The organism is Nocardioides fonticola (assembly GCF_039536805.1).
Lineage (GTDB): Bacteria > Actinomycetota > Actinomycetes > Propionibacteriales > Nocardioidaceae > Nocardioides > Nocardioides fonticola.
The window spans coordinates 121,093-146,198 of sequence record NZ_BAAAZH010000008.1 but is presented as its reverse complement, the minus strand read 5'-3'; the positions used below and the strand labels follow the sequence as shown (position 1 = coordinate 146,198).

The 25,106-nt window shown below is 72.4% G+C and carries 23 protein-coding genes; 9 read left to right on the top strand and 14 right to left on the bottom strand.

Annotated features, from left to right (window positions below):
• Positions 1-45: 45 nt before the first annotated feature.
• The 6 genes from ABD671_RS04935 to ABD671_RS04910 are packed head-to-tail and all read right to left on the bottom strand — an operon-like array spanning position 46 to position 6,866.
• Positions 46-864 carry an ABC transporter ATP-binding protein gene (locus ABD671_RS04935; protein ID WP_344732132.1) on the bottom strand — a complete coding sequence of 273 codons (819 nt, stop codon included), beginning with the start codon at positions 862-864 and terminating at the stop codon, positions 46-48.
• On the bottom strand, positions 861-1,793 hold the full coding sequence (locus ABD671_RS04930; RefSeq protein WP_344732131.1) for an ABC transporter permease: 933 nt from the start codon (positions 1,791-1,793) through the stop codon (positions 861-863). The genes ABD671_RS04935 and ABD671_RS04930 overlap by 4 nt, the downstream gene beginning before the upstream one ends.
• Entirely contained in the window at positions 1,790-3,823 is a 2,034-nt protein-coding gene (locus tag ABD671_RS04925; protein ID WP_344732130.1) for a glycosyltransferase, read from the bottom strand. The genes ABD671_RS04930 and ABD671_RS04925 overlap by 4 nt, the downstream gene beginning before the upstream one ends.
• Entirely contained in the window at positions 3,820-5,022 is a 1,203-nt protein-coding gene (gene glf, locus ABD671_RS04920) for a UDP-galactopyranose mutase (protein WP_344732129.1), read from the bottom strand. The genes ABD671_RS04925 and glf overlap by 4 nt, the downstream gene beginning before the upstream one ends.
• A gap of 6 nt (positions 5,023-5,028) precedes the next feature.
• On the bottom strand, positions 5,029-5,931 hold the full coding sequence (locus tag ABD671_RS04915) for a glycosyltransferase family 2 protein (protein WP_344732128.1): 903 nt from the start codon (positions 5,929-5,931) through the stop codon (positions 5,029-5,031).
• Positions 5,928-6,866 carry a glycosyltransferase gene (locus tag ABD671_RS04910; RefSeq protein WP_344732127.1) on the bottom strand — a complete coding sequence of 313 codons (939 nt, stop codon included), beginning with the start codon at positions 6,864-6,866 and terminating at the stop codon, positions 5,928-5,930. Before ABD671_RS04910 ends, ABD671_RS04915 begins: the two co-directional genes overlap by 4 nt.
• Before the next feature lie 103 nt (positions 6,867-6,969).
• Between ABD671_RS04910 and ABD671_RS04905 the strand changes: the two genes are divergently transcribed.
• The gene (locus tag ABD671_RS04905) at positions 6,970-7,734 is read left to right on the top strand and encodes an NUDIX hydrolase (protein ID WP_344732126.1); all 765 of its coding nucleotides are present in this window, start codon (positions 6,970-6,972) and stop codon (positions 7,732-7,734) included.
• Positions 7,735-7,900: 166 nt separating this feature from the next.
• Here ABD671_RS04905 and ABD671_RS04900 read toward each other — a convergent pair whose 3' ends face one another.
• Complete coding sequence (locus ABD671_RS04900; RefSeq protein WP_344732125.1) at positions 7,901-8,821, bottom strand: EamA family transporter; 921 nt, start codon at positions 8,819-8,821, stop codon at positions 7,901-7,903.
• A 73-nt stretch (positions 8,822-8,894) separates the two neighbouring features.
• On the opposite strand from ABD671_RS04900, the gene ABD671_RS04895 reads away from it, so the two are divergent.
• Positions 8,895-9,872 (top strand): LysR family transcriptional regulator, encoded by a 978-nt coding sequence (locus ABD671_RS04895; RefSeq protein WP_344732124.1) that lies wholly within the window; start codon positions 8,895-8,897, stop codon positions 9,870-9,872.
• Here the strand turns inward: ABD671_RS04895 and ABD671_RS04890 are convergent.
• Positions 9,797-10,642 (bottom strand): NAD(P)H-binding protein, encoded by an 846-nt coding sequence (locus ABD671_RS04890; RefSeq protein ID WP_344732123.1) that lies wholly within the window; start codon positions 10,640-10,642, stop codon positions 9,797-9,799. The genes ABD671_RS04895 and ABD671_RS04890 overlap by 76 nt on opposite strands.
• 105 nt (positions 10,643-10,747) lie before the next feature.
• Here ABD671_RS04890 and ABD671_RS04885 point away from each other — a divergent pair, with 105 nt between their 5' ends.
• Positions 10,748-11,209, top strand: coding sequence for an Rrf2 family transcriptional regulator (locus tag ABD671_RS04885; RefSeq protein WP_344732122.1), 462 nt, complete (start codon positions 10,748-10,750; stop codon positions 11,207-11,209).
• A gap of 24 nt (positions 11,210-11,233) precedes the next feature.
• Here the strand turns inward: ABD671_RS04885 and ABD671_RS04880 are convergent, their stop codons facing one another.
• From ABD671_RS04880 to ABD671_RS04870, 3 genes are all read right to left on the bottom strand, one after another.
• A complete protein-coding gene (locus ABD671_RS04880) occupies positions 11,234-12,181 on the bottom strand; it encodes a co-chaperone YbbN (RefSeq protein ID WP_344732121.1) in 948 nt (315 codons plus the stop codon).
• Between the two features lie 88 nt (positions 12,182-12,269).
• Positions 12,270-13,220, bottom strand: coding sequence for a methylmalonyl Co-A mutase-associated GTPase MeaB (gene meaB, locus ABD671_RS04875; protein WP_344732120.1), 951 nt, complete (start codon positions 13,218-13,220; stop codon positions 12,270-12,272).
• Positions 13,221-13,279: 59 nt separating this feature from the next.
• Positions 13,280-14,461 carry an acetyl-CoA C-acetyltransferase gene (locus tag ABD671_RS04870; protein ID WP_344732119.1) on the bottom strand — a complete coding sequence of 394 codons (1,182 nt, stop codon included), beginning with the start codon at positions 14,459-14,461 and terminating at the stop codon, positions 13,280-13,282.
• A gap of 282 nt (positions 14,462-14,743) precedes the next feature.
• Here ABD671_RS04870 and mce point away from each other — a divergent pair, with 282 nt between their 5' ends.
• From mce to ABD671_RS04850, 4 genes are all read left to right on the top strand, one after another.
• Positions 14,744-15,196 carry a methylmalonyl-CoA epimerase gene (mce, locus tag ABD671_RS04865; protein WP_344732118.1) on the top strand — a complete coding sequence of 151 codons (453 nt, stop codon included), beginning with the start codon at positions 14,744-14,746 and terminating at the stop codon, positions 15,194-15,196.
• A gap of 120 nt (positions 15,197-15,316) precedes the next feature.
• Positions 15,317-16,657 (top strand): crotonyl-CoA carboxylase/reductase, encoded by a 1,341-nt coding sequence (gene ccrA, locus ABD671_RS04860; protein WP_344732117.1) that lies wholly within the window; start codon positions 15,317-15,319, stop codon positions 16,655-16,657.
• A gap of 290 nt (positions 16,658-16,947) precedes the next feature.
• The gene (locus ABD671_RS04855; protein ID WP_344732116.1) at positions 16,948-18,192 is read left to right on the top strand and encodes a coiled-coil domain-containing protein; all 1,245 of its coding nucleotides are present in this window, start codon (positions 16,948-16,950) and stop codon (positions 18,190-18,192) included.
• Positions 18,189-19,352: an AI-2E family transporter gene (locus ABD671_RS04850; protein WP_344732115.1), complete on the top strand. Its 1,164-nt coding sequence runs from the start codon at positions 18,189-18,191 to the stop codon at positions 19,350-19,352. The genes ABD671_RS04855 and ABD671_RS04850 overlap by 4 nt, the downstream gene beginning before the upstream one ends.
• Positions 19,353-19,629: 277 nt before the next feature.
• Here the strand turns inward: ABD671_RS04850 and ABD671_RS04845 are convergent, their stop codons facing one another.
• Positions 19,630-20,574: an EamA family transporter gene (locus ABD671_RS04845; RefSeq protein WP_344732114.1), complete on the bottom strand. Its 945-nt coding sequence runs from the start codon at positions 20,572-20,574 to the stop codon at positions 19,630-19,632.
• Between the two features lie 95 nt (positions 20,575-20,669).
• On the opposite strand from ABD671_RS04845, the gene ABD671_RS04840 reads away from it, so the two are divergent.
• A complete protein-coding gene (locus ABD671_RS04840; protein ID WP_344732112.1) occupies positions 20,670-21,206 on the top strand; it encodes a CGNR zinc finger domain-containing protein in 537 nt (178 codons plus the stop codon).
• Positions 21,207-21,246: 40 nt separating this feature from the next.
• On the opposite strand, the gene ABD671_RS04835 is transcribed toward ABD671_RS04840, so the two are convergent.
• Together ABD671_RS04835 and ABD671_RS04830 are read right to left on the bottom strand one after the other, a co-directional pair.
• The gene (locus ABD671_RS04835) at positions 21,247-22,056 is read right to left on the bottom strand and encodes an alpha/beta hydrolase (RefSeq protein ID WP_344732111.1); all 810 of its coding nucleotides are present in this window, start codon (positions 22,054-22,056) and stop codon (positions 21,247-21,249) included.
• A 60-nt stretch (positions 22,057-22,116) separates the two neighbouring features.
• Positions 22,117-22,980, bottom strand: coding sequence for an endo alpha-1,4 polygalactosaminidase (locus tag ABD671_RS04830; RefSeq protein ID WP_344732110.1), 864 nt, complete (start codon positions 22,978-22,980; stop codon positions 22,117-22,119).
• Positions 22,981-23,144: 164 nt separating this feature from the next.
• On the opposite strand from ABD671_RS04830, the gene ABD671_RS04825 reads away from it, so the two are divergent.
• A complete protein-coding gene (locus tag ABD671_RS04825) occupies positions 23,145-25,049 on the top strand; it encodes a S8 family serine peptidase (protein ID WP_344732109.1) in 1,905 nt (634 codons plus the stop codon).
• Positions 25,050-25,106 lie beyond the last annotated feature (57 nt).

Below are 25,106 nucleotides of genomic sequence, written 5' to 3'. Positions count from 1 at the left end.
CAGGGGCTCGGGCACCTCGACCACCGCCGCCCCGATCAGGACGCCTCAGATGTCGGCGCCGAGGTCCTCGTCGTCGTTCTCGCCCTCGAGCTCGGGGTCGTCGGCGTCGCTGTCGTACTTGAGGAACTTGATGCCCTCGTCGGCGGGGCCGTCGAAGGCGAGCTTGCCGGAGTCGAGCACCAGCACCCGGTCGCACATGCGCCGCACCGAGGCGGCCGCGTGGCTGACGTAGAAGAGGGTGACGCCGCTGTCGCGGATCTCCTCCATCTTCTGCTTGCACTTGCGCTTGAACGGCTTGTCGCCGACCGCCAGCACCTCGTCGGCCAGGAAGATGTCGCAATCGACGTGCACGGCCACAGAGAAGCCGAGGCGGGAGAACTGGCCCGAGGAGTAGTTGCCCACCGGAGCGTCGAGGTGGCGGCCGATGTCGGCGAACTCGACGATCTCGTCGAACTTCCGGGCGGTCTCCCGCTCCCCCATGCCCATGATCGCGGCGTTGAGGTAGATGTTCTCCCGGCCGGTCAACTGCGGGTGGAAGCCGGCGCCGGTGGCGATCAGCCCCGACACCCGGCCGCGGGTGAGCACCCGGCCGCGGTCGGGTCGCATGACGCCGTTGATCATCTTCAGCAGCGTCGACTTGCCCGAGCCGTTGAGGCCCATGAGGCCGATCGACTCGCCCTGCTCGACGGTGAAGGTGACGTCGTCGACGGCGGTGAAGGTGTCGCTGACGTCCTGGCCACGCAGCATCGCCACCGACACCTGCTTGAAGGTGCGGTGGTAACGCAGCGTGAAGTCCTTGCTGACGTTCTCGACGACGATCGAGGTCGTCGACGGGTACGTGCGCGGGCTGGCGGCGGCGGTCACGAGAGACGCTCCGGGATGCGGTCCTGGAGGCGGCTGAAGATGAGCTGTCCGATGCCGAGGAACACCAGCGAGACGACGATCGCCAAGAGGGCGTACCACGTGAGCGTGCCGGGGATGTGCTTGGCCTCGACGTAGGCGGGGTCGTCGGTGGTACCGACCCAGAAGGCGCGCTGGAACAGCAGCACGGCGTCGGCGATCGGGTTGTAGAGGTAGTAGGCGGCGAAGCGACCGAAGCGGTCGTGCACCAGCGTGTAGGGGTAGATCATCGGGACGCCGAAGCGCACGAAGTTCGTCAGGATGCTCGCCACGTTGGAGACGTCGCGGAAGAAGACGTTGGCCGCGCTGAACATCAGCGCCAGCGCGGTGCCGAGGGTGGCGATGATGAGCAGCGCCATCACCAGCGAGACCATGCCCATCACGGTCGGCGTCCAGCCCAGGACGAGGCAGACGATCACCATGATCACCAGTTGGGGCAGCACGTGGTAGCCGGAGACGAGCATCGAGGCCACCGGGAACATCTCGCGCGGCAGCGCCATCTTCTTGACCAGCGCCTTGTTGCGCACGATGGAGCGGGTGCCGGCGTTGAAGGTCTCGTTGAAGAAGTGGACGATGATGATGCCGCAGAACATGTGGATGGCGAAGTTCGGCACGTCCTTGTGGAGCCCGAAGAGCACCCCCATCACCACGTAGTAGATGAGGAACTGCGTGAGCGGGTTGATGTAGCTCCAGATCAGGCCGAGCGCCGAGCCCTGGTAGCGCGCGCTGATCTCGCGGCGCACCAGCAGCTGGAGCAGGTAGCGGTTCTGGAACACCCCGAGCAGGCCGGTGGTCGCCGAGGGCGCCACCAGCGGGGCGTCGACGACGCGCTGGGCGCGCCGCGGCGGTTCGGGGACGTCGGCGGCCGGGCCGGGCGCCGTCAGGTCGGTCATGGAAGGTCCTTGGGGTCCGTTTCCTCGCCGGCGGACTCGGGCAACCACGGCGCGAAGGTCCGCTGCCAGGCCTCCGGCGAGGTGATCTCTGCCAGGGAGTCCCGGTAGCGGGCGGCCAGCTCGGGCCACTCGCGACGCAGCCGCTCGTGGAGCTCGAGCGTCCGCTTCATCAGCTGGAGGAAGGTGGCGTGGTCGCGCTGGTAGAGCGCTGCGGAGGTGCCGTCGTTCATCGAGACGACTGCGGAGTCGAAGCTCGCGAGGCGGTACCACTTGGCGTCCATGGCGCGGATCTCGACCTCAGGGTACTCCCGCGAGAGCGGTCGGGGCTTCTTCAGCTGCCGCAGCGGCGCCAGGCCCGCGGTGATCAGCTGGCTGCGGCGGCTCGGCACCTCGGTGAGGTCCTTGCCGCGCTTGGGCGGCTTCGCGCGCCGCACCGGCGGGAAGACGTCGGGGTCGGACTCCAGCCGCGCGTCGCTGAACTGCTTGCGCAGCGCGTTGACGTCGCCGAGCCGCGTCGGCAGGAGCTCGTGCAGCCGCTGCGGGCCGTCGAGCACGTCCTCGAGCGCGAGCAGGCGCATCTCGGCGGTGGAGTACTGCATCGAGACCAGGTGCGCGATCTGGTGGTTGAGGCTCTCCCGGATCAGCCGGCCACCGCGCGGGTACGTCGAGTGCAGGAGCGCGGCGACGAAGCGGTTGCGCAGGTGGAAGTAGGCCTGCCAGTCGACGGCGTCGTTCTTGTCGGTCCACGGCACGTGCCAGACCGCCGCGCCCGGGAAGGTGACGGTCGGGTAGCCGGCGGCCTTGGCGCGCAGGCCGTACTCGGAGTCGTCCCACTTGATGAAGAGCGGCAGCGAGAGCCCGATCTCGGCGATGACCTGCCGCGGGATCAGGCACATGAACCAGCCGTTGAAGTCGACGTCGACCCGCTTGTGCAGCCACCGGGCCGAGCGGATGTTGCGCGCGGCGAGGTCCCACTCGGGGTAGGTGTCGAGCGGCGACATCCACCAGAACCGCCACGGCTGCACGATCTCGCCGAAGCTGTGCAGGGTCGCGCGGGCGTAGAGGCTGAACATGTGGCCGCCGACGATCGTGGGCCGCTTGGCCAGGTCGCCGAAGGTGACGGCGCGGACGATGCCCTCGGGCTCGCAGACGACGTCGTCGTCCATCATCATCGTGTAGGTGGCGGTGCCCTTGTGCAGCGACTCCATCTGGCCGCGGGCGTAGCCGCCCGAGCCGCCGAGGTTGCCCTGCTCGATGATGCGCAGCCGTTCGCCCAGCGCCTTCTCGGCGCGGGGGAAGCGCTCGGAGTCGGCGACCTTCTTGGTGCCCTGCTCCATGACCAGGATCTGGTCGAGGTAGGGCGCCAGTTCGTCGTCCTCGCCGAGCTGGGTGAGCAGGTCGGCGCAGAAGTCCGGCCGGTTCATCGTGGTGATGGCGATGTCGAGCGTGCCGTGCTCGGCGCGGTCGGCGGGCACCTGGGCGGTCCACTCCGCGCCGGTGACCACGACGTCCTCGTCGGCGGCCACGACGTCGTACCAGTACCAGCCGCCGTCGATGAACGGCGTGAGGGTGAGGTCGAAGACGACCGTCTCCTCAGGCCCCGTGGTCGTGGTGGAGTCGACGCGCTGCGAGCGGCCGTTGGCCATCGACTTGTAGACGATGACGGTCGCGCCCGCACCCCGGACGCCGACGCTGAGGCGCACGTCGTCGACGATGCTCCAGCGGCGCCAGTAGCTGGCCGGGAAGGCGTTGAAGTAGCTGCCGAAGCTGACCCGCTCCCCCGCCTCGATGCGCAGCGCGGTGCGGTCGAGGATGTGGTCGGGGTTGATGGTGCGACCGGTCGAGGTCGACTGCCGGATCGCGGCGTTGTTGAGCTCCTTGGCGCCCTGCGTGCCGCCGACCTGGTACTTGTCGGCGTCGAGGCTGGCCTCCTCGAGGTCGATGTAGAGCGGCAGGACGTCGAGGTCGCGCCCGATGGGCATGATCTGGCGCTGGAGGCGCCGGGTGACGGTGCCGGTCGGGGTGCTCATTCGGCGACGCCTCCGCTGGTGAGGGCCGCGCCGTCGCGGAAGTGGGGGCGCAGGCGGTTCTCGAACATCGAGAGCGCCGAGGCGATGGCCATGTGCATGTCGAGGTACTGGTAGGTGCCCAGGCGGCCGCCGAAGAGCACCATCGGCTCGGCCTTGGCCAGGTCGCGGTACTTCAGCAGGGTGGCGCGGTCCTCGGGGGTGTTGACCGGGTAGTAGGGCTCGTCGCCCTCCTCGGCGAAGCGGGAGTACTCGCGCATGATCACGGTCTTCTCGCCGGCCCGGGCGTGGTCGCGCTCGGGGTGGAAGTGCTTGAACTCGTGGATGCGGGTGTAGGGCACCTCGGGGTCGGGGTAGTTCATCACCGGGCAGCCCTGGAAGTCCTCGACGTCGACGACCTCCTCCTCGAAGTCCAAGGTGCGCCAGGCCAGGCGTCCCTCGGCGTAGCCGAAGTACTCATCGACCGGGCCGGTGTAGACGATCGGCACCCGGCCCTTGTACTGCTCGGCGACGGTGAAGAAGTCGGTGTCGAGGACGACCTCGATGTTGGGGTGGTCGGCCATCCGCTCCAGCCACGCCGTATAGCCGTCGACCGGCAGGCCCTCGTAGGTGTCGTTGAAGTAGCGGTTGTCGTAGGTGTAGCGCACCGGCAGGCGGCTGATGATGTCGGCCGAGAGCTTCTCGGGGTCGGTCTGCCACTGCTTGGCGGTGTAGTGGGCGATGAACGCCTCGTACAGCGGGCGGCCGATGAGGGAGACGCCCTTCTCCACGAAGTTCTCCGGCTCCTTGCCGCCCAGCTCGGCGGCCTGCTCGGCGATCAGCGCCCGGGCCTCGGCGGGGCTGTAGGCGGCGTCGAAGAACTGGTTGATGGTGCCCAGGTTGATCGGCAGCGGGTACACCTGGCCGCGGTGGGTGGAGTAGACCCGGTGCTGGTAGCCGGTGAAGGCGGTGAACCGGTTGACGTACTCCCACACCGTGGCGTTCGAGGTGTGGAACAGGTGCGCGCCGTAGCGGTGCACCTCGATGCCGGTCTGCTCCTCGCGCTCGGAGTAGGCGTTGCCCCCCAGGTGCGAGCGGCGCTCGAGGATGCGCACCTTCAGGCCGAGGTCGGCGGCGCAGCGCTCGGCGATCGTCAGTCCGAAGAAGCCGGAACCGACGACCAGCAGATCGGGCAACTGGTCGGAGCTGTGGGGTGAGGACACGATCGGTCAGTCTACGGACGACGACGGCAGCGACCGCATCCCACGCGCGGAGCGGATGGCGCGGATCACGTTCACCGCCTCCGACCGGCCGCCGCGGCCGGGGCTGGAGAGCACGACGCCGAGGGCGATCACCCACGGCTTGGCCCGCACCAGCGCGTTCGCGCCGTAGCGGAAGTGCACCGCGAACAGGTTGCGGTACATGTAGAAGCCCTTCCACCCCGCGAGGTCATGCTGCTGGTCGAAGTCCAGCTGCCGCACCAGGACGGCGTCGCGCACCGCCCAGATCCGCCAGCCCGCCCGCCGGGCCCGCAGGGCGAAGTCGACGTCGTCGTAGAAGATGAAATAGGAGGGGTCGGGCAATCCGATCGCCTCGACGACCCGGCGGCGCACCATGAAGCCCTCGAAGGCGACGTTCTCGATCTCGATCAGCGGCGGCATCGCCGCGCGGGTGCCGTAGTCGGTCTCGACCATGCGGGTCTTCGGCCGCAGCACCCAGGGCCGGGTCAGGTCGAAGCGGGTCGCGGCCTTCTCGCACAGGCGGCCGTGGCGGTCCTCGCGCACCGCCATCAGGCAGTCCTCGTCGACGGCGAGCATCCGCTCGAGGCAGTCCACGGCGGGGATGACGTCGTCGTCCATGAGCCAGATGCGGTCGTAGCCGCCCTCGTACGCCGTCCGGACGCCGAGGTGGAAGCCGCCCGCGCCGCCGAGGTTCTCCGGTGCCGAGACGATCTGCAGACCGGGGAGCGTGGAGGCGGCCAGCACCGCGGCGGTGTCGTCGGTGCTGGCGTTGTCGACGACGATGACGGCGTCGGCCGGACGACGCAGCAGGCCGAGCCCGGCGAGCATCGGCTCGAGCAGGTGGGCCCGGTTGAAGGTGACGACGACGATCGCGACGCTCTCGCGGCTCACCGCAGGTACCTCCGATGGCCGGTGAAGTCGCCACGCAGACCGGCGAGGGCCGCGCGGGCGCTGGTGGCGATGCGCGCGGGGCGCGGACGGGTGAACGCGTAGAACCACAGGGTCTTCACCCAGAACGCCAGCACGAACACCGCACCGCGGTAGGTGCGCAGGTTGACGGTGTTGTTGCGCGCCATGCAGTAGTGCTTCAGCTCGCTCGGGGTGTGGTTGTAGGTGGTGCGCCCGAACATCATCGGGGTGCCAAGGTCGTCGGTGGCCGGGTTGGAGAACCGGGCGGCCACCACGGTGGCGATGCGCGCACCGGCGCGCTCTGCCCGCCACAGATACTCCACGTCGTCGCCCCAGATGAAGAACTCCGCCCGCGGGAACCCGATGCGCTCGACCAGGTCGCGGGTCACCAGCACCCCGTTGAAGGGGATGACGACCCCGGGGATCAGGCCGTCGACGGCCGCGGCCTCGACGTCGGCCAGGTCGTGGACGACGCGGGTACGGCCGGGCAGGCGGATCGGGAAGCAGAGCCGACGCTGCGGATCCTGCTCGGCCACGACCGCCGGACCCCAGAAGTCGAGATCGTCGCGCTCGAGCAGCAGGTCGAGGCAGCCGGGCAGCGGCACGGCGTCGTCGTCCATGAGCCAGATCAGGTCGGCGTCGCGCTCGAGCGCCCAGGCCATGCCGTCGTGGAACCCGCCGGCTCCCCCGGTGTTCTCAGCGCTGGTGCGGGACAGCACGCGCGGCTCCCCGAGGCCGGCGAGCCAGGCGCCCGTGCCGTCGGTGCTGGCGTTGTCGACGACCAGCACCTCGGCCACCCGGGGCTCGGCGAGCAGCACGGGCAGCAGCCGCTGGAGGAGCGCGAGCCGGTCGAAGGTGACCACCACGGCGACGATGCGACCGCGCGGGTCGGCTGGCGTCGGGGAGGCGTCGGGCACGGCGTACACCCTAGAGGCCGTGAGCGGATCGACCCGATCCGCGGCCCTCGGGCGGGCTCCCGCCGGCCGCAGCGGACTGGTCGCGCCTGGCTAGGGTGGTCGCGTGAGCGAGCGACCCGCGCCGATCCTGACGACGGTCTCCGAGGGCACGGCCCGCATCAGCTGGCACCCCGGCGAGTCGGTCGACGTGGTGCGCCGCGAGGTCGCCGAGGCGCTGGGCACCCATCAGCGGGTCGAGGTGTGGGTCGACCCGGACGACGAGCACGGTCAGCGCATCGCCACCTGGTCGGGTATGCACCGCGAGGGCGTGGCCCGCGGCGTCACCGTCGACGGCAGCGCCGTCGACCGCATCGTCTACGCCCGGCTGGCCACCGACAACGCCCTGGACTCCCCCGACGGCTTCCGCTCGCTGCTCAACTCCTTCCTCCCGCGCAAGCGGGCGATCAGCCAGATGCTGCTGCGCGACCCCGACGACCGCGTGCTGCTGTGCCAGCTCACCTATAAGCAGGACTGGGATCTGCCCGGGGGCGTCGTCGAGGTCGGCGAGTCGCCCCAGCGGGCCGTGGCGCGCGAAGTGGAAGAGGAGCTCGGCCTGCAGGTGCCGGCCGGGCCGCTGCTGCTCACCGACTGGCTGCCGCCCTGGGGCGGCTGGGACGACGCGCTCTGCCTGGTCTTCGACGGCGGGGTGCACGAGGCCTCGGTGCTCGACCGCGTGGTCAAGCAGGCCCGGGAGATCCGCTCGGTCGCCTTCTGCACCCCCGCCGAGGCCCGGGAGCGCTGCACCGACTTCACCGCCCGCCGCGTCGAGGCGGCGCTGGCCGCCCTCGCCGACGGCGGCTCGGCCTACACCGAGTCCGGGCGCGGGTAGGACGCCGACCGGCACCGGCCGGCGTCCGGCTCACCGGGTCTCGCGGCTCGTCGCTGGCGCTCCTCGCACCTCGACCACCGGAGCCCTCCCGGTCCCTGAGGTGCGAGCGAAGCGAGCCTCGAAGGGCCCGCACCCGACCACCCACCGGCACCGGCCGGCGTCCCGCTCACCGGGTCTCGAGGCTCGGCTCCGGGGCGCCTCGCACCTCCGGCGATCGCACCGGCGGCGCAGGTGCCGCGCCGGCCGTCGAGGCGACGAAGACCCCGGCCACGACCAGGACGGCGCCGGCCACCTCGCCGTGGGTCGGCACGTCGCCGAAGCTCAACCAGGCCGCCAGCATCGCGACCGGCGGCGCGAGCAGGATGAACGGGGCGACCCGGCCGGCGGGGTTGCGGGCGAGCAGGCGGCTGAAGACGCCGTAGCCGACGAGGGAGGCCAGCACCGCGGTGTAGAGCGTGGAGACGATCGCCTTCCAGCCGATCGCGGCGAGGCCGTCGGCCACCCCCTGCGGACCGTCGAGCAGCAGGCTCAGCACGAGCAGCGGCCCGGGCACGGCCAGCGACGACCACACCACCAGCGGCAGTCCGCCGGCCGCGCCCGACCAGCGGGTCAGCACGTTGCCGCAGCCCCACGAGACCGCGCCGAGCAGGCACAGCGCCAGGCCGAGGAGCGGGACGTCGCCGCCCCGGCCGACCCCGACGACGACCAGACCCGCCAGCCCGAGGCCGACGCCGACCAGCTGGGCGCCGCCGGGTCGCTCCCGCAGCACGAGTCCGGCGCCGAGCACGGTCACCAGCACCTGGGCCTGGAGCACGAGCGCGGCCAGTCCGGGCGGCAGGCCCACGGCCATGCTCAGGTAGAGGAAGCCGAACTGGCCCAGCGAGAGCAGGGCGCCGATGCCGAGCAGGTGGCGCCACGGCAGGTCGGGCCGCGGCAGAATCGCCACCAGCGGCACGAGCACCACGAGGAAGCGCAGGGTGAGGAACAGCAGCGGCGGCACGTCGCCGCGCCCCCACTCGATGACGACGAAGTTGACGCCCCAGACCACGGCGACGGCGCTGGCGAGGAGGCGGTCACGCAGGCTCATGGGAACAGCCTGACCGGCCGCGACCGTGCAGCACCAGCGAACGATCCTGAACCGGATCGTTTAGCATCGCTTCATGATCGATGTCGCGGCCCTCAGCAGCCTCCGCGCGGTCGAGCAGCACGGCTCGGTCATCGCGGCCGCCGCGGCGCTCGGCTTCACCCCGAGCGCGGTCTCCCAGCAGGTCAAGCGCCTGGAGCGCCAGGCCGGCGTCCCGCTGCTGGAGCGGGTCGGGCGCGGCGTCGTCCTGACGGTGCACGGCCGCCACCTCGCCGAGGAGGGGGCCCGGGTGCTGGCCGAGCTCGAGTCGCTGGAGGCGACCCTGCATCGACGCAGCGGCCAGGTGTCCGGCACCCTGCGCCTGACCGCCTTCTCCACGGCCATGCGGGGCCTGGTCGCGCCGGTCGTGCGCGATCTGCACGCCGCCCACCCCGATCTGCGGGTGCGGCTCGGCGAGCGCGAGCCCTGGGACGCCGTGGAGGACCTCGCCGCGGGCCGCGCCGACGTCGGCCTGGTGCACCGGTGGGGCGATGTGCCCCTGGCGGTGCCCGACCACCTGCGGGTCACGCCGATCGGCCTCGATCTCGCCGACGTCATCGTGCCCGCCGGCCACCGCCTGGCCGACCGCGCTCAGGTGACACCCCACGACCTCGTCGAGGAGGAGTGGATCGCCACCCCGCCCGCCACCATCTGCCGCCAGTGGCTGGGCCGCATGTACGACGGCACCGGGCGCCCCCCGCGGGTGGCCCACGAGTCGATGGAGTTCGCCTCGCACCTGGCCCTGGTCGAGGCCGGGCTCGGCATCGCCCTCATCCCGCGCCTGGGGCGCCCGCCCCTCGGCGCCGGACTGCGGGCGATGCCGGTGGTCGACCCGGTGCCGACGCGCTCGATCGACGCCCTGCACCGGCGCAGCATGGCCGACTCCCCCGCCGTCCGCGCCGTGCTCGGGGCACTGGCAGCGGCGGCGGGGGCGGTCGATCAGATCGCGGCCTCCAGCGGCGTCGGGGTCACGCCGCCGACCTCGGCGACCACGTCGGTGACGGTCGCGAGGTAGCCGCCGCGGGCCGCGGCGCCGAAGGAGGTCAGCAGCGGGGCGATGACGTCCGGCACGCCCGCCCCGACCAGCCCGGCGGTGTAGGCCTCGTCGTCGACCGTGACGACCTCGACCGCGCGGCCGCTGCGCTCGGCGGCGAGGGCGGCGAGGTCGGCGGCGGTCCAGGCGCGCGGTCCGGTGACGTCGTAGGCACGCCCCTCGTGCCCCTCCCCCAACAGGACGCCGACGGCCACCGCGGCGCAGTCGGCGCGGGTGACGTAGGCGGTTGCCCCCTCGCCCGCGTTCGTCACGATCGTGCCGGTCGCCGCACCCTGGGCGAGGACGCCGTCCTGCATGTCGGCGTAGAGGTTGTTGCGCAGCATCGTCCAGGCCACGCCGCTCGCGCGCAGGGCCTCCTCGGTCGCCGCGTGGTCGGGGACGACGCCCGCCGGGTTGGCCGGCACCGGCTCGGGCACCGAGGTGTAGGCGATGTGGCCGACCCCGGCGGCCTTCGCGGCCTCGATCGCCGCGACCTGGCCGGCCACCCGCGCACCGATGACGTCGGTGGAGATGAGCAGCAGCCGATCGACGCCCGCGAAGGCGGCGGGCAGGGTCTCGGGGCGGTCGAAGTCGGCCTCGCGCACCTGCGCGCCCTGCTCGGCGTAGGAGGCCAGCCGCGACGGGTCGCGGCTGAGCAGGACGACGGAGGCGGGGTCGGTGCTCGCGAGCAGGCGGTCGGCGACGAGCCGGCCGAGCTGGCCGGAGGCGCCGGTCACGGCGACGGTGGTCATGGGAACTCCTGGTAAATTGTCATCACGCTGATTGCGTTTCTGTCGATGAATGTAGTCACCACGATGGCGATTACGCAAGACATGCGGCACCATGGAGGTGTGCCCGTGCCCACCAACACCCGCTTCGCCGTCGCCGTCCACGTGCTCGCCTATCTCGCGGGCATGGCGGCGGTCGGCCGCACGACGCCGGTCGGCTCGGAGGAGCTCGCGGGCAGCACCGCGGTCAACCCGGTGCACGTGCGCAAGGTGCTCGGCCCGCTGCGCGCTGCCGGACTGCTGCGCTCGCGCGCCGGCGCGCACGGCGGCTGGGACCTCGCCGCCGACCCGGGCGACATCACCCTGGCCCAGGTCTGGCGGCTGCTCCAGGGCGACGACCCCGTGCTCGGGCTGCACGGGCCGAACCCCGCCTGCGGCGTCGGTCAGGCCGTGCAGCGCGCGTTGGTCGACCTCGACGCCGACATCCGGGACGTCGTCGAGACCCGCCTCGCCGCCGTCACCGTCGCCGACCTGATCGCCGACCCCGACCTCGTCGCGCAGATAGCCGCGGTCGGAGCGCTCCTTCGCTGAGCCCGACTCGGCCCCCGTGGCGATTCAGAAGAGCGCGGAGGCCAGGTTCTGGCGGCCTCGGAGCACGCGCGGGTCGTCGTTGCCGACCGCGGCGAAGAGGCCGATCAGGTGCTCGCGGGCCCGCGTGCGATCGGCGTCGGCCGTGCGCCGCACCAGGTCGATGAGCCGGGCGAAGGCCTCCTCGACCTGGCCGCCGAGCAGGTCGAGGTCGGCGACCATGATCTGGGCGTCGACGTCGTCGGGAGCCGCGTCGGCGGCCGCCCGGGCGGCGTCGAGGTCGACCCCGCGGGTGCGCTGGAGCACCTGGGCCATCGCGAGGCCGGCGGCCGCCTCGGCGTCGGCGGGGTTCGCGGTCACGAGCTTCTGGTACTCCGCGACGGCGGTGTCGATGTCGCCCGCCGCGATGGCGGCGTCGGCCGCGGCGTAGCGCGGGTCGACGACCTCCTCCCCCTCCTCGCCGACGGTCTCGACGTGGCGGGGCTGGTGCCGGCCGGTGATGCCCTGCACGGTGAGCTGCTGCATGACCTGGGTGAGGCCGGGACGCAGCTCGGCCAGCGGGACGACGTCCTGGAAGAGCGGTGCGGGACGACCGTCGACCACCGCGACCACCAGCGGGATCGAGGGGATCTGCATCGCCTGGGCGATGGCGGGGGTGGCGTCGATGTCGACCAGGCCGACCAGGAAGCGGCCCTCGAACTCGGCGGAGACGGTGACCATGTCGTCGGCCAGCTGGCCGCTCTCGGGCATCCGGCTGCGGGAGAAGAACACGAGCAGCACCGGTGCGGTCATGGAGGACTCGATGACCTCTTGGAAGTTCTGCTCGGTGACCGTCAGGGCGTAGGACGACGTGTCGGCGGCGCCACCGGGTGCCGACGGGGCGGCCGAGGCGGCGGGAGCGCCGGCGGGGGCGGCCGGGCGCTTCAGGGCGGACAGGTCGATCGCTCCGGGGCGGCTGAACGGTCGCTGCGTCATGGCGCCATCCTAGGGACGGCGCGGACGCCCGTCGCCGCGGGCCGGGGTGCGGCCGAGGCCGCGGTCGGGGGCGCGGCCGGCGGTGCGCTCAGGCCTGGCCGGTGCCGGGGTCGCCGAGGTGGGCCTCGAGCAGCGCGTCGGCCGCCGTGTAGGGGTCGGTGGTGCCGGCCGCGACGCCGGCGGCCAGGGTGTCGAGCTCGCCTCGGACGCCGACGCCGGCCCAGCGTCGGCGCAGCTCGGCCACGGCGATGGCCTCGACCTCGAGGCGCGCCCGGCGGGTGCGTCGGCGGTGCAGTTCGCCGGTCTCGGCGAGGAACGCGTGGTGGCGGTCGATCTCCTCGACCACCTCGGCGAGCCCCTCCTGGCGGGCGGCGCTGATCTTCACGATCGGCTGGCGCCAGGCGTCGTCGCGGCGCTCGGCCAGGTTGAGCATGCCGCGCAGGTCGCGACGCACCTGGTCGGCGCCGTCCCGGTCGGCCTTGTTGACCACGTAGAGGTCGCCGATCTCGAGGATGCCGGCCTTGGCGGCCTGGATGCCGTCGCCCATGCCGGGCGCGAGCAGCACCAGGGTGGTGTCGGCCTGGCCCGCGATCTCGACCTCGCTCTGGCCCACGCCCACGGTCTCGACGAGGACGACGTCGAAGCCCGCGGCGTCGAGCACCCGGATGGCCTGGGGCGTGCTCCAGGAGAGGCCGCCGAGGTGGCCGCGGGAGGCCATGGAGCGGATGTAGACGTCGGGGTCGCCGGCGTGATCGTGCATGCGGATGCGGTCGCCCAGCAGCGCTCCGCCGGAGAACGGCGAGCTCGGGTCGACAGCGAGGACGCCGACCCGCTTGCCGGCGCGCCGCAGCTCGGCGATCAGCGCGTTCGTCGTGGTCGACTTCCCGACCCCCGGCGCGCCGGTGAGCCCGATGACGCGGGCATGGCCGGTGTGCGGCGCCAGCGCCTGCATGACCTCGCGCAGCAGCGGCGAGTCGTCCTCGACGAAGGAGATCAGCCGGGCGACCGCCCGGGGCTGGCCCTCGCGGGCGGCCGCCACGAGATCGGGGACCGACGCCTGACGGCGCCGGCCCCCGACCGGAGTGTCGTGACTGATGGTCAGGCCTTCGGCACGCGCACGATCAGCGCGTCGCCCTGGCCGCCACCGCCGCACAGCGCGGCGGCACCGATGCCGCCGCCGCGACGCTTGAGCTCGAGGGCCAGGTGCAGCACCACGCGGGCGCCGGACATGCCGACCGGGTGACCCAGCGCGATCGCACCGCCGTTGACGTTGATCTTGGCGTCGTCCAGGCCGAGGTGGCGGGCCGACTCGATGCCGACGGCGGCGAAGGCCTCGTTGAACTCGACGAGGTCGAGGTCCTTCGGGTCGATGCCCTCCTTGGCGCAGGCCTTGGCGGTGGCGTTGGCCGGCTGCAGCTGGAGGCTGGAGTCGGGGCCGGCGACCATGCCGTGCGCGCCGATCTCGGCGAGCCACTCCAGGCCGAGCTCCTCGGCCTTGGCCTTGCTCATCACGACGACGGCGCAGGCGCCGTCGGAGATCTGGGAGGCCGAGCCGGCGGTGATGGTGCCGTCCTTGGAGAAGGCCGGGGGGAGCTTGCCCAGGGACTCCACGGTGGTGTCGCCGCGCACGCCCTCGTCGGTGCTGACGACGACCGGGTCGCCCTTGCGCTGCGGGATCGAGACGGGCACGACCTCCTCGTCGAAGACGCCGTTCTTCCAGGCCAGCGCGGCCTTCTGGTGCGAGGCGGCGGCGAAGGCGTCCTGCTCCTCGCGGGAGAGCTTGTTCGCGTTGATCTGCTCGGTCAGCCCGCCCATGGCCTGCTTGGTGGCCTGGTCGTAGAGGGCGTCGTAGGCCATGGAGTCGACGAGCTTGGTGTCGCCGAACTTGAAGCCCTCGCGGGACTTCGGCAGCAGGTGCGGGGCGTTGGTCATCGACTCCATGCCGCCGGCGACCACGATCTCGGCCTCACCGGCGCGGATCATCTGGTCGGCCATCGCGATGGCGTTGAGGCCCGAGAGGCACACCTTGTTGATGGTGATCGAGGGGAGGTCCCACGGCAGGCCCGCGGCCAGACCGGCCGAGCGGGCCGGGTTCTGCCCGGCGCCGGCCTGGATGACCTGGCCCATGATGAGGTAGTCGACCTGGTCGCCGGAGACGCCGGCCTTCTCCAGGGCGCCCTTGATGGCCACCCCGCCGAGGTCGGCGGCCGAGAGGGACTTCAGGCCACCGAGGAGGCGGCCGATCGGGGTGCGAGCACCGGCGACGATGACGGATGACATGGGCGGTTCCTCCAAAGAGCGGGACGAAGGCGGGCGGACGGCACATTACTCGCGAGTCACATCGGGAGGGCCGGACCTCAGCCGCTGAGACGGGCCTCACGAGATCAGGCCGCCTGCCGCAGTCTGCCGCGCCGACGTCGCCGGCGCGCTGCGGCCTACGTCACATCCTGCGCGCGCTCCTGCGGCGGCGCCACCCCGGCACCCGTCCGGAGCCCACCCGGAGCGGAGGCATGGTGGTGAGATGCGTTGTCCTCGCAACGTCGGAGCGGTCACGATGCCCTCATGACTGCGGACCTCTCCATCCCCGAGCACCTGTTCACCGCCATCGACCACGTCGGCATCGCCGTGCGCGACCTCGACGAGGCGATCGCCTTCTACGAGAAGACCTTCGGCATGCGGGTCGCCCACGAGGAGGTCAACGAGGAGCAGGGCGTGCGCGAGGCGATGGTCGCCGTCGGCGACTCCGGCTCCTTCATCCAGCTGCTGGCGCCGTTGAACGAGGAGTCGACGATCGCGAAGTTCCTCGACCGCTCCGGCCCCGGCGTCCAGCAGATGGCCTACCGGGTCACCGACGTCGACGCCGTCAGCGCGATCCTGCGCGAGCGCGGCGTCCGCCTCCTCTACCCCGAGCCCAAGCGCGGCACCTCGAACTCGCGCATCAACTTCGTGCACCCCAAGGACGCCGGCGGCGTCCTGGTCGAGCTCGTCGAGCCGGCCGCCGACGCCCACCACTGACCCACCCGCCCCGGGCGGCCCACGGTGAGACGGGGGCCACACCCGGGACCACTCCCACGATTAGTTACCGGCCGGTATCTTCCGACGGAGCCCAGCCGCCCGCCTTCTTAGGAGACCGACGTGCAGCACATCCTCGATGCCATCACCGCTGACGGCACGACCAGCGAGGACTTCGCGAACCTGACCCTCCCCGAGTCCTACCGCGCCGCGACGGTGCACAAGGACGAGGTCGACATGTTCGAGGGCCTCGCCACCCGCGACAAGGACCCGCGCAAGTCGCTGCACGTGGAGGAGGTCGCCCTGCCCGAGCTCGGTCCCGGCGAGGCCTTCGTCGCGGTCATGGCGAGCGCGATCAACTACAACACCGTGTGGACCTCGATCTTCGAGCCCGTCTCGACCTTCGGGTTCCTCGAGCGCTACGGGAAGATCTCGCCCCTGACCAAGCGCCACGACCTGCCCTACCACATCGTCGGCTCCGACCTCTCCGGCGTCGTCCTCAAGGTCGGCCCCGGCGTCACCAAGTGGAAGCCGGGCGACCGCGTCGTCGCGCACTGCCTCTCCGTCGAGCTCGAGGCCGCCGACGGCCACGACGACTCGATGATGGACCCCGAGCAGCGCATCTGGGGCTTCGAGACGAACTTCGGCGGCCTCGCCGACGTCGCGATGGTCAAGGCCAACCAGCTCATGCCCAAGCCCGAGCACCTCACCTGGGAGGAGGCCGCCTCCCCCGGCCTGGTCAACTGCACCGCCTACCGCCAGCTGGTCTCCAAGAACGGCGGCAACATGAAGCAGGGCGACAACGTCCTGATCTGGGGTGCCTCCGGCGGCCTCGGCGGCTTCGCCACCCAGTACGCCCTCAACGGCGGCGCCAACCCGATCTGCGTCGTCTCCAACGAGGAGAAGGCCGAGATCTGCCGCAAGATGGGCGCGGAGATGATCATCAACCGCTCCGAGGAGAAGTGGCAGTTCTGGAACGAGGACAACACCCGGCAGAACCCCAAGGAGTGGCAGCGCCTCGGCAAGCGCATCCGTGAGCTCACCGGCGGCGAGGACATCGACATCGTCTTCGAGCACCCGGGCCGCGAGACCTTCGGCGCCTCGGTCTACGTCACCCGCAAGGGCGGCACCATCACCACCTGCGCCTCGACCACGGGCTACATGCACGAGTACGACAACCGCTACCTGTGGATGAACCTCAAGCGCATCGTCTCCAGCCACTTCGCCAACTACCGCGAGTCGTGGGAGGCCAACCGCCTGGTGATGCAGGGCAAGATCCACCCGACCGTCTCGAAGGTCTACAGCCTCGAGGAGGTCGGCCAGGCCTCGCTCGACGTGCACAAGAACCTGCACCAGGGCAAGGTCGGCGTCCTGTGCCTGGCCCCCGAGGAGGGCCTGGGCGTGAAGGACGAGGAGAAGCGCGCCCAGCACATCGACAAGATCAACCTCTTCCGCGGCGTCTGATCCGGCTCGCGGCTACGCACCGCGACCGCCAGGGCACCCGCCACGGCATTCCGCCACAGCATTCCGACAGGGCCCACCGGCAACCCCGGTGGGCCCTGTCGCGTCCGAGGTCCGGGACGCGCGGCCGCCCGGTCGCGCAGGTCTCGACCACCGGCGGGGCGGGATGCGCCGCCCTGGTGCGGTGGGAGAGGATGAGCAGGACCCCCCTGCGGGGGACACTCCCCCGGGTATCCCCCTGTTGCAGCCCCGCCGACGACCACCCGCCACAGCACGGAAGAGGTTTCCTCGACATGAGTGACCAGGGCCTGTCCATCTTCGACGACGACCAGGCCGGTGCCGGCTCCGACGACGAGCGCACCCAGGTGATCCCCGTCCAGAAGGCGGCCGAGGACGCCGCTCCGGCAGCGCCGGCAGCGCCCGCCACCCCGGCTGCCCCGGCTGCCCCGGCCCCGCAACGCACGCAGACGGCCCCGGCCGTGGCGCCGACCCCGGCGTCGCAGCCGATCGCCCAGCCGGTCGCGCGGGTCGTGCCCGGCACGCCCCCGCCGGCGTTCCCGGTCGTGCGCCGCGGCGGCTACGACATCGCGGCCGTCGACGCCCGCGTGCAGCAGCTGGCCGCGGAGAAGGCCGGCCTCGGCGCCAGCCTGAGCGAGTCCGAGCGGCGCGTCATCGAGCTCGAGGCCGAGGTCCGCGCCGTGCGCGAGGAACTCGCCGAGATCGAGCGCCCCAGCTACGCCGGCCTCGGCGGTCGCGCCTCGGCCATGCTGCGCCTGGCCGAGGAGGAGGCCGACGAGATCCGCACGGCCGCCGAGCGCGACGCCGCCGAGATCCGCGCCCAGGCCACGCGCGACGCCCGCGCCACGCGCGCCGACGCCGCCCGCGAGGCCGAGGACATGCGCGTCGTCCAGCTGCGCGAGCTCGAGGAGCAGCGCACCCGCGTGCTGGCCGACGCCGAGCAGGAGCGCACCCTGGCCAAGGCCGAGGCCGACGACCTGCTCGCCGCGGCCCGCCGCGAGGCCGACCAGGTGCGACTGGCAGCCCACCAGGAGGCCACCGAGATGCGCACCTCCGCGCAGCGCGAGGTCGAGCAGGCCCGCGCCGCGGCCGACCGCGAGGTCACCGAGGCACGCCGCACCCTCGCGGTGGAGAAGGAGCGCCTCGCCCGCGAGGCCACCGACCACCACGCCAGCGCGATGGCCGAGACCCAGCGACTGGTCACCGAGGCCGAGGAGCGTGCAGCCCAGGCCGAGGAGCGCGCCCGCGCGGCCACGCAGCACGCCACCGAGCAGCGCCAGGGCGCGCAGACCGAGGCGGAGGCGCTGCTGACCCGGGCCCGCCGCGAGGCCGAGCAGATCGTCGCCGCCGCCCGCACCCAGGCCGAGCAGGTGCTCAGCTCCGGCGATGCCGAGGCCGAGCGCGAGCGCTCGGCGCTGCGGGCCGAGGTCGACCGGCTGGCCCGTCGTCGCGACGCGATCACCGCGCAGCTGGCCCAGCTGCGCGACGTCGTCGCCGGGTTCGGCGAGGACGAGAGTTGAGCGAGGGATCCGACGGCGACGCCGGGCAGGTCCCCGACGTCGCCACGGATCCCGGGGCGCTCGGCGACGCCGCCGACCAGACGGTGGGCCTCGTCGCCGATCCCTCCGAGCTCGGCGAGCCGGGTGCCCCGCTCGACCGCCGCGCGCCGTTCTACGTCGGCTTCGTCGGCGGCCTCGGCCTGCTGACCGCGCTGGCGCTCGGGACGGCGCTCGCCGCGATCAGCGGCACCATCGTGCTGATCGTCGTCTCGTTGTTCATCGCCGCCGGCCTGCACCCGGCCGTGCTGTTCTTCGAGCGGCGCGGACTGCGGCGCTCGCACGCCGTCCTGGCCGTCATCTCGATCTTCCTCGTCGCGCTGGTGCTGTTCATCGTCGCGATCGTGCCGGTGATCGCCGACCAGATCGCCTCGATCACCGACAACGCCCCCGGCTGGCTCGACCGGTTGGAGAACAGCCAGCGCATCCGCGACATCGACGCCGAGTACCACATCATCGACAAGATCAAGGAGTACGTCGCCAACGGCGACTTCGTCTCCAGCCTCTTCGGCGGCGTGCTCGGGTTCGGCATCGCGGTGCTGGGCGCGCTGTTCAACGCCTTCATCGTCATCGTGCTGACGCTGTACTTCCTCTCCTCGCTGGAGACCACGAAGGCCGCGCTCTACCGCCTCGCCCCGGCCTCGCGCCGCGACCGGGTCACCCGACTCGGCGACCGGATCCTGGCCGGCATCGGGGGCTACGTCTCGGGCGCGTTCATCGTCGCCCTGTGCGCAGGCCTCTCCTCGCTGGTGTTCCTGCTGGCGATCGGGTTGAGCCAGTACGCCGTCGCGCTGGCCTTCGTCGTCATGCTCCTCGACGTCATCCCGATGATCGGTGCGACGATCGGCGCCGTCATCGTCACCGCGATCGCGCTGGCGACCGACACCCACGCCGGCATCGCCTGCCTGATCTTCTACGTGCTCTACCAGCAGATCGAGAACTACGTGATCTATCCGCGGGTGATGGCCAAGTCGGTCGACATCCCCGGTGCGGTCACGGTGATCGCCGCGCTCATCGGCGCCGCCCTGCTCGGCGTCGTCGGTGCCCTGCTGGCCATCCCGACGGCGGCCGCCATCCTCATGCTCGTGCGCGAAGTGTTCGTGCGCCGCCAGGACGCCGCCTGACCGACTCCCCCGCACCCGTGATCGGGGTGTGCCCGGTGGTCGAGGTGCGAGGCGCCCCGGCGCCGAGCCGCGAGACCCGGCGACCTGGGCGCCGTCCGGTACCGCTCAGGGGGCAGGTGCGGGGTCTTCGAGGCTCGCTTCGCTCGCACCTCAGCCACCGGATCGGCTCGCTTCGCTCGCACCTCAGCCACCGGATCGGCTCGCTTCGCTCGCACCTCAGCCACCGGTGGTCGAGGACGCCCGAGGACGCCGACGGGTCCCGCGGGGAACCGACCGATCAGGCGGCGGCGTCGAGGTCGCCGGCGATCGGCAGCGGCTCGATCTCGGCCGTGCGCGGCTCGCCGAGCTTGACGCCGACCACGCCGAGCAGGATCAGCAGTCCGCCGGCGAACTGCATCGGGCCGGGCAGTTCGCCGAGCAGGACCCAGGCGAAGACCACGGCCGCGACGACCTCGAGGAGGGCGACGAAGGAGGCCAGGCGCGAGCCGAGCAGGCGGCTGGCCTGGATGCCCATCGTGTAGGCCAGCGCCGCGGTGACCAGACCGAGCAGGCCCATCGGGATCCACCACGCGATCGCGTGACCGGCGTAGACGGTGTCGACGGTGGTGGCGTGGAGCGGCAGCAGACCGGCGAAGCCGAGCGCGCCGAGCGAGACGGCACCGACGGTCAGGCCGCCGGCGGCGAGGCTGATCGGCGGGAGGCCGTTGTCCTCGTCGGCGGAGATGAGGAAGTAGGCGGCGCAGCCGACCATCGCGGCGAGCGCCCAGGCGACGCCGACCGGGCTCACCGACGCGCCCGAGGCGAGGTCGAGCACCAGCACGAGGCCCAGCGCGGCCACCCCGGCGCCCGCGAGGGTGATCCAGCTCGGACGCTGACCGTCGCGCAGCCACAGCCACACCACCACCGCGGCCGGCGCGGTGTACTCGATGAGCAGCGCCGGCGCGACCTCCATGTGCTGGACGGCGGAGAAGTAGCAGAACTGCGCGGCCGCGACCGCGAGGATGCCGTAGAGGCCGATGGTGAGGAGGTTCTCGGTGACGAGGTGCCACCGGCCCTTGAGGGCGCGGATGCCGAAGGGCAGCACGACGACGGCGGCGAGGGCCACGCGCACGAGGACGGCGGCGCCCGGCGTCCAGCCGGCGTCGAGCAGCGGGCGGGCCAGGGCGCCGGACATGCCGAAGGACGCCGCCGAGAGCACGGCCCACAGCAGACCACGGCTCATCCGCGACAGCGGAGCAGCGGAACCGGGGGTCGTGATGTCATGAGCCAACGTCGTCATGACACATGACAGTACGTGTCGTTTGGTAACCTGTCAAAGTGGCGTTCACTCATGACACCGAGATGGCGCTCCTCGCGGCCGTGACCCTGGCCAACACCGCCGAGGAGCCCGACACCCTGGTGACGATCGCCGACCTCGACAGCTTCTTCGAGGAGCACGAGTACACCGGTCGCCGCGACGGCACGCAGGCGGAGTTCGAGGCGGTGCGCGCCGTGCGCCACGAGCTGCGCGACCTGCTCACCGCCGACCGCGACGGCGCCGTCGAGCTGGTCAACCGGTTCCTCGCCGAGGCCCGCGCCGTGCCCCAGCTCGTGCGCCACGGCGACTACGACTGGCACATCCACGCCACCGGCCCCGACGAGGCGCTGGTCACCCGCATGAAGGTCGAGACCGCGATGGCGATGATCGACCTGATCCGCGCCGACGACCTCTCCCGCCTCGGCATCTGCGCCGACGAGGACTGCCGCGCGATCGTGCTCGACCTCTCCCGCAACCGCTCCAAGCGCTTCTGCTCGACCACCTGCGGCAACCGCAACGCGGTCGCGGCCTACCGGGCGCGCCAGGCCGGCGCCTGAGGCGGGTCTCCCCGGAGCACTCCCCCGGCCACTCCCCGGATCACTCCCCCGGTTGCGGCACCGGGACGTCGCTGTACGCGGCGAGGTTGTGGGCGTTGTAGGCGGAGGTGTCGGCGGTCTCCATCGGCCCGGACCACTCCCGCGGCAGCGGCACCGGCACCTGCGGAGCGACCCGTTCGACGATCGCGTCGAGCACCCGCTCGGCGTCCCCGACCCACAGGTGCTTGCTGCCGGCGAACGGCACGACCTCGGCCTGCGGGATCGCCGCGAACCGCTCGCGCGCCTCCTCGGGCCTCAGGTAGTCGTCGAGCTCGGGGATGAACGCGCTGAGCGGTCGGCCGTCGGCGGCCCAGGCCGCCAGATGCTCGGGCCGGGAGAACCGCAGCGGCGGAGAGAGCAGGACGGCGCCCTCGACACCCGGCTCGAGCCCGTACATGAGCGTGAGGTCGGTGCCGAAGCTCCAGCCGACGATCCAGATGTTCGGCAGGTCGGCGAACTCGGCGTACTCGACGGCGGCGGCGACGTCGTACCGCTCGCCGCGCGCATGGTCGAAGGCCCCCTCGGAGGTGCCCTGTTGCGACCAGGTGCCGCGGGAGTTGTAGCGCAGGACGGCGATGCCGGCCAGGGCCGGCAGCCGGAAGGCGGCCTTGCGGAAGAGGTGGCTGTCCATCATCCCGCCGTGGGTCGGCAGCGGATGCAGGCACACCAGGGTCGCGACCGGCTCGCGGTCGACCGGCACGGCGAGCTCGCCGACCAGGTGCAGCCCGTCGGCGGTCTCGAGGCGCAGCGGGGTGCGCGTGGCCGGCAGCACGGAGTTCGCGCGGATCTTCTGGGCAGCCTCGTGCGTCACGGCGACGACGGTAGTCCGAGGCGCGGGGCCCATCGGCACCGGCCCGTCACGACCGGCCCGTCAACACCAGGCGTGGACGCCGTCCGGACTGAGGTCGCGATCGCGCAGCACCACGGCGTGGTCGGCGCCCTCGTGGCGGCAGGTCCAGCGGAAGTCACGCCGCCGGTACTCGATCATCAGCACCTGCGGGCCGTAGACGTCGGTGTAGGCCGCGCACTCGCGGTACCGCCCGCACTCCTCCGCGATCGCGAGGTCGAAGCCGATCGCCGTGCCGTCGTAGCCGGCGAGGTTCTTCTGAGCTGCGGCCAACCCGGCGGCGTGGGCTCTCGCGACGAGGTCGGCCGCGTAGGCCAGGGCCTGCGCGCGCGTGATGAGCCGGTGGGAGCGGGTGAAGGAGTCGAGGTTGTCGAACTCCACGGCATCGAAGCCGTCGGCGGCGCAGCCGTCGATCCAGGCACCGACGATGCGCAGCAGCGCCGTCCGCTTCGCGGGGGTGCGGACGTCGAGCAGCCACTCTCCCCAGGCCTCGTCGACGACGCGGCGGCCGCCGTCGTGGAGCACCAGCCGTTCATGGCGCTTCCAGAACGCCCGCGCGTCGGGCTGGGTCTGGAACGCGTTGACGTAGCAGACGTTGTAGCGGCCCTCGAGCGGCTCCGCGGTGCGGTCGCGCACGACGATCCCGACATGGTCGGGCACCTCGGCGTCGCCGCCGAGCTGGTAATCGACGTCGGTGCCGGTCGGCGGCGGCGTCCAGCCGTCGGCGGCCGGCGTGGTGGTCGGCGTGGTGGTCGGCGTGGTGGTCGGCGTGGTGGTCGGCGTGGTGGCGCCCGCCCCGGGCTCGGCGAGGGACGCCGCCGCCAGCAGCCCGACGACCAGCCCGACGACCAGCCCGACGACCAGCCCGGGGAGGGCACGGGTCCGCACCCGCCACCGACGGCGCCGTACCCCGGCCCGTACCCCAGCCCGTATCGGTGCGGTCGTCGGACCCGGCTCCGGCGTGATCGGCGTCTCCCCCACGGCTCGACGGTACGCGTAACCCCACCGCCCGCGCGGGCGTTGGTGGGTCATTCGTCTGCGAAAGGTCACCCATGCCTGCTCCCCGCCGCCACCGCCTCGCCGCCCTCATCGGGGCCGCCGCGCTGTCGTCCGGACTGATCGTCCCGGCCCTCCTCGACGGCGCCGCCGCCGATGACGCCCGCCCCGCCGAGGCCAACGCCTCGGCCCTGGCCGCGACCCGGCCCGGCCTCGCCCGGCTGCTCGCCGGCGGCACCCTCGGCCGGGAGGCGATCGTGCGCCTCGACGGTCGACCGACGGCGAGCGACGTGCGCGCGCTGCGCTCCCTGGGCCTCACCGTGCAGCCGATGCGGCGCCTGCCGCTGGCCCTGGTGGCCGGTCCGGTCAGCGCGCTCGTCGCCACCGTGACCGACGGACCCGCGCTCGACGTCTACCCCAACGAGCAGCTCCAGTACTTCGACACCGCCTCCACCGGCGCGACGTCGTCCTCGGCCGCGGCCGCCGCGGGCCTGCGCAAGCGGGGGCTGACCGGCAAGGGCGTGACGGTCGGCGTCATCGACTCCGGCTGCGACGCCACGCACCCCGACCTGGCCGACCACGTGACGACCAACGTCAAGCTGATCAGCCCCGAGTACGTCAACCAAGGGACGACGCCGACGCTCGTCGTGCCGATCGACCAGGGCCCGTACGACAACTCCGACATCGGCGGCGGCCACGGCACCCACGTGGCCGGCATCATCGCCGCCGACTCCAGCTCGGTCTCCGACGGCAGCCGTTTCGGTGTCGCCCCCGACGCGAGCCTCGCCTGCTTCTCCATCGGCGAGGGCCTGTTCACCACCGCCGTCGTGACGGCCTTCGACCAGATCCTGGCCGAACCCGACCACTACGACATCGACGTCATCAACAACTCCTGGGGCAACAGCTTCCGCCAGTTCGACCCGAACGAGCCGGTCTCGGTGGCCACCCGCGCCGTCACCAGGAAGGGCATCACCGTGGTGTTCGCCGCGGGCAACGCCGGCAGCGGCGAGGTGCCGATGAGCCTCAACCCGTTCTCCCAGGCGCCGTGGGTGATCTCGGTGGCCGCCGGCACGGTCGACCGCGTGCGCGGCGACTTCTCCTCCAACGGCCTCGTGGTCGACAACGCGCTGCCCGCGCCCATCGGCGCCGACGGCCACACCTCCTTCACCGGCGACCGGATCGGCGTCTACCACCCCGACATCACCGCCCCCGGCGTCGACATCAGCTCGACCTGCGACTCCGTCGGCGTCATCATCGGACCCTGCGCGCCCGGCGACAACGCCAACGCGTCGGGCACCTCGATGGCCTCCCCGCACATCGCGGGCGTCGCCGCCGTCCTGCTGCAGGCCCAGCCGAAGCTCACCCCCGAGCAGGTGCGGCTCGCCCTCCAGGCGACGGCCACCCCGGTCAAGCGGGCCGACGGCACCGGCCAGGCGCCGTTCTGGCAGGTCGGCTACGGCTTCGTGAACCTCGACCGGGCGATCGCCCTGGTGACCGGCCCCTCGTGGCAGCAGCGCCTCGCCGCGGCGTCGCGGAAGGCCGACCGCCGGGTGCTCGCCGCCGACGGCCGTCGCGTCGTCCGCTCGGACCTGTTCACCTACGCGCCGCTGCCGGTGACGGTGCTCGGCCTGGACTCCGCGGAGTACACGGTCGAGGTCGGCCGCGGCATCGACGCCCTCGACCTGAGCCTCGCCTTCCCCAACGCCGGCACGCTGGCGATCTCGGGCTTCGAGTACACCGTCACCGTGGTCGGCCCCGACGGGTCCACCGTGGCCACGAGCACCACCGACGTCACGGCGGGCTCCGGCACCGCGCTGGCCACGGTCAGCAAGCCCGCGCCCGGCACGTACACGCTCCAGGTGAGCGGCCTCTACGCCGTCTCCGACCCCGACACCATCGACAGCGACTCCGCGCTCGGACGCCAGGTGACGCTGCAGGCGGTGCAGACCCGCAAGGGCTGACCGTGGGTTGACCATGGGTTGACCATGAGCTGAGCACGGGCTCGCATCGGCGGCCGG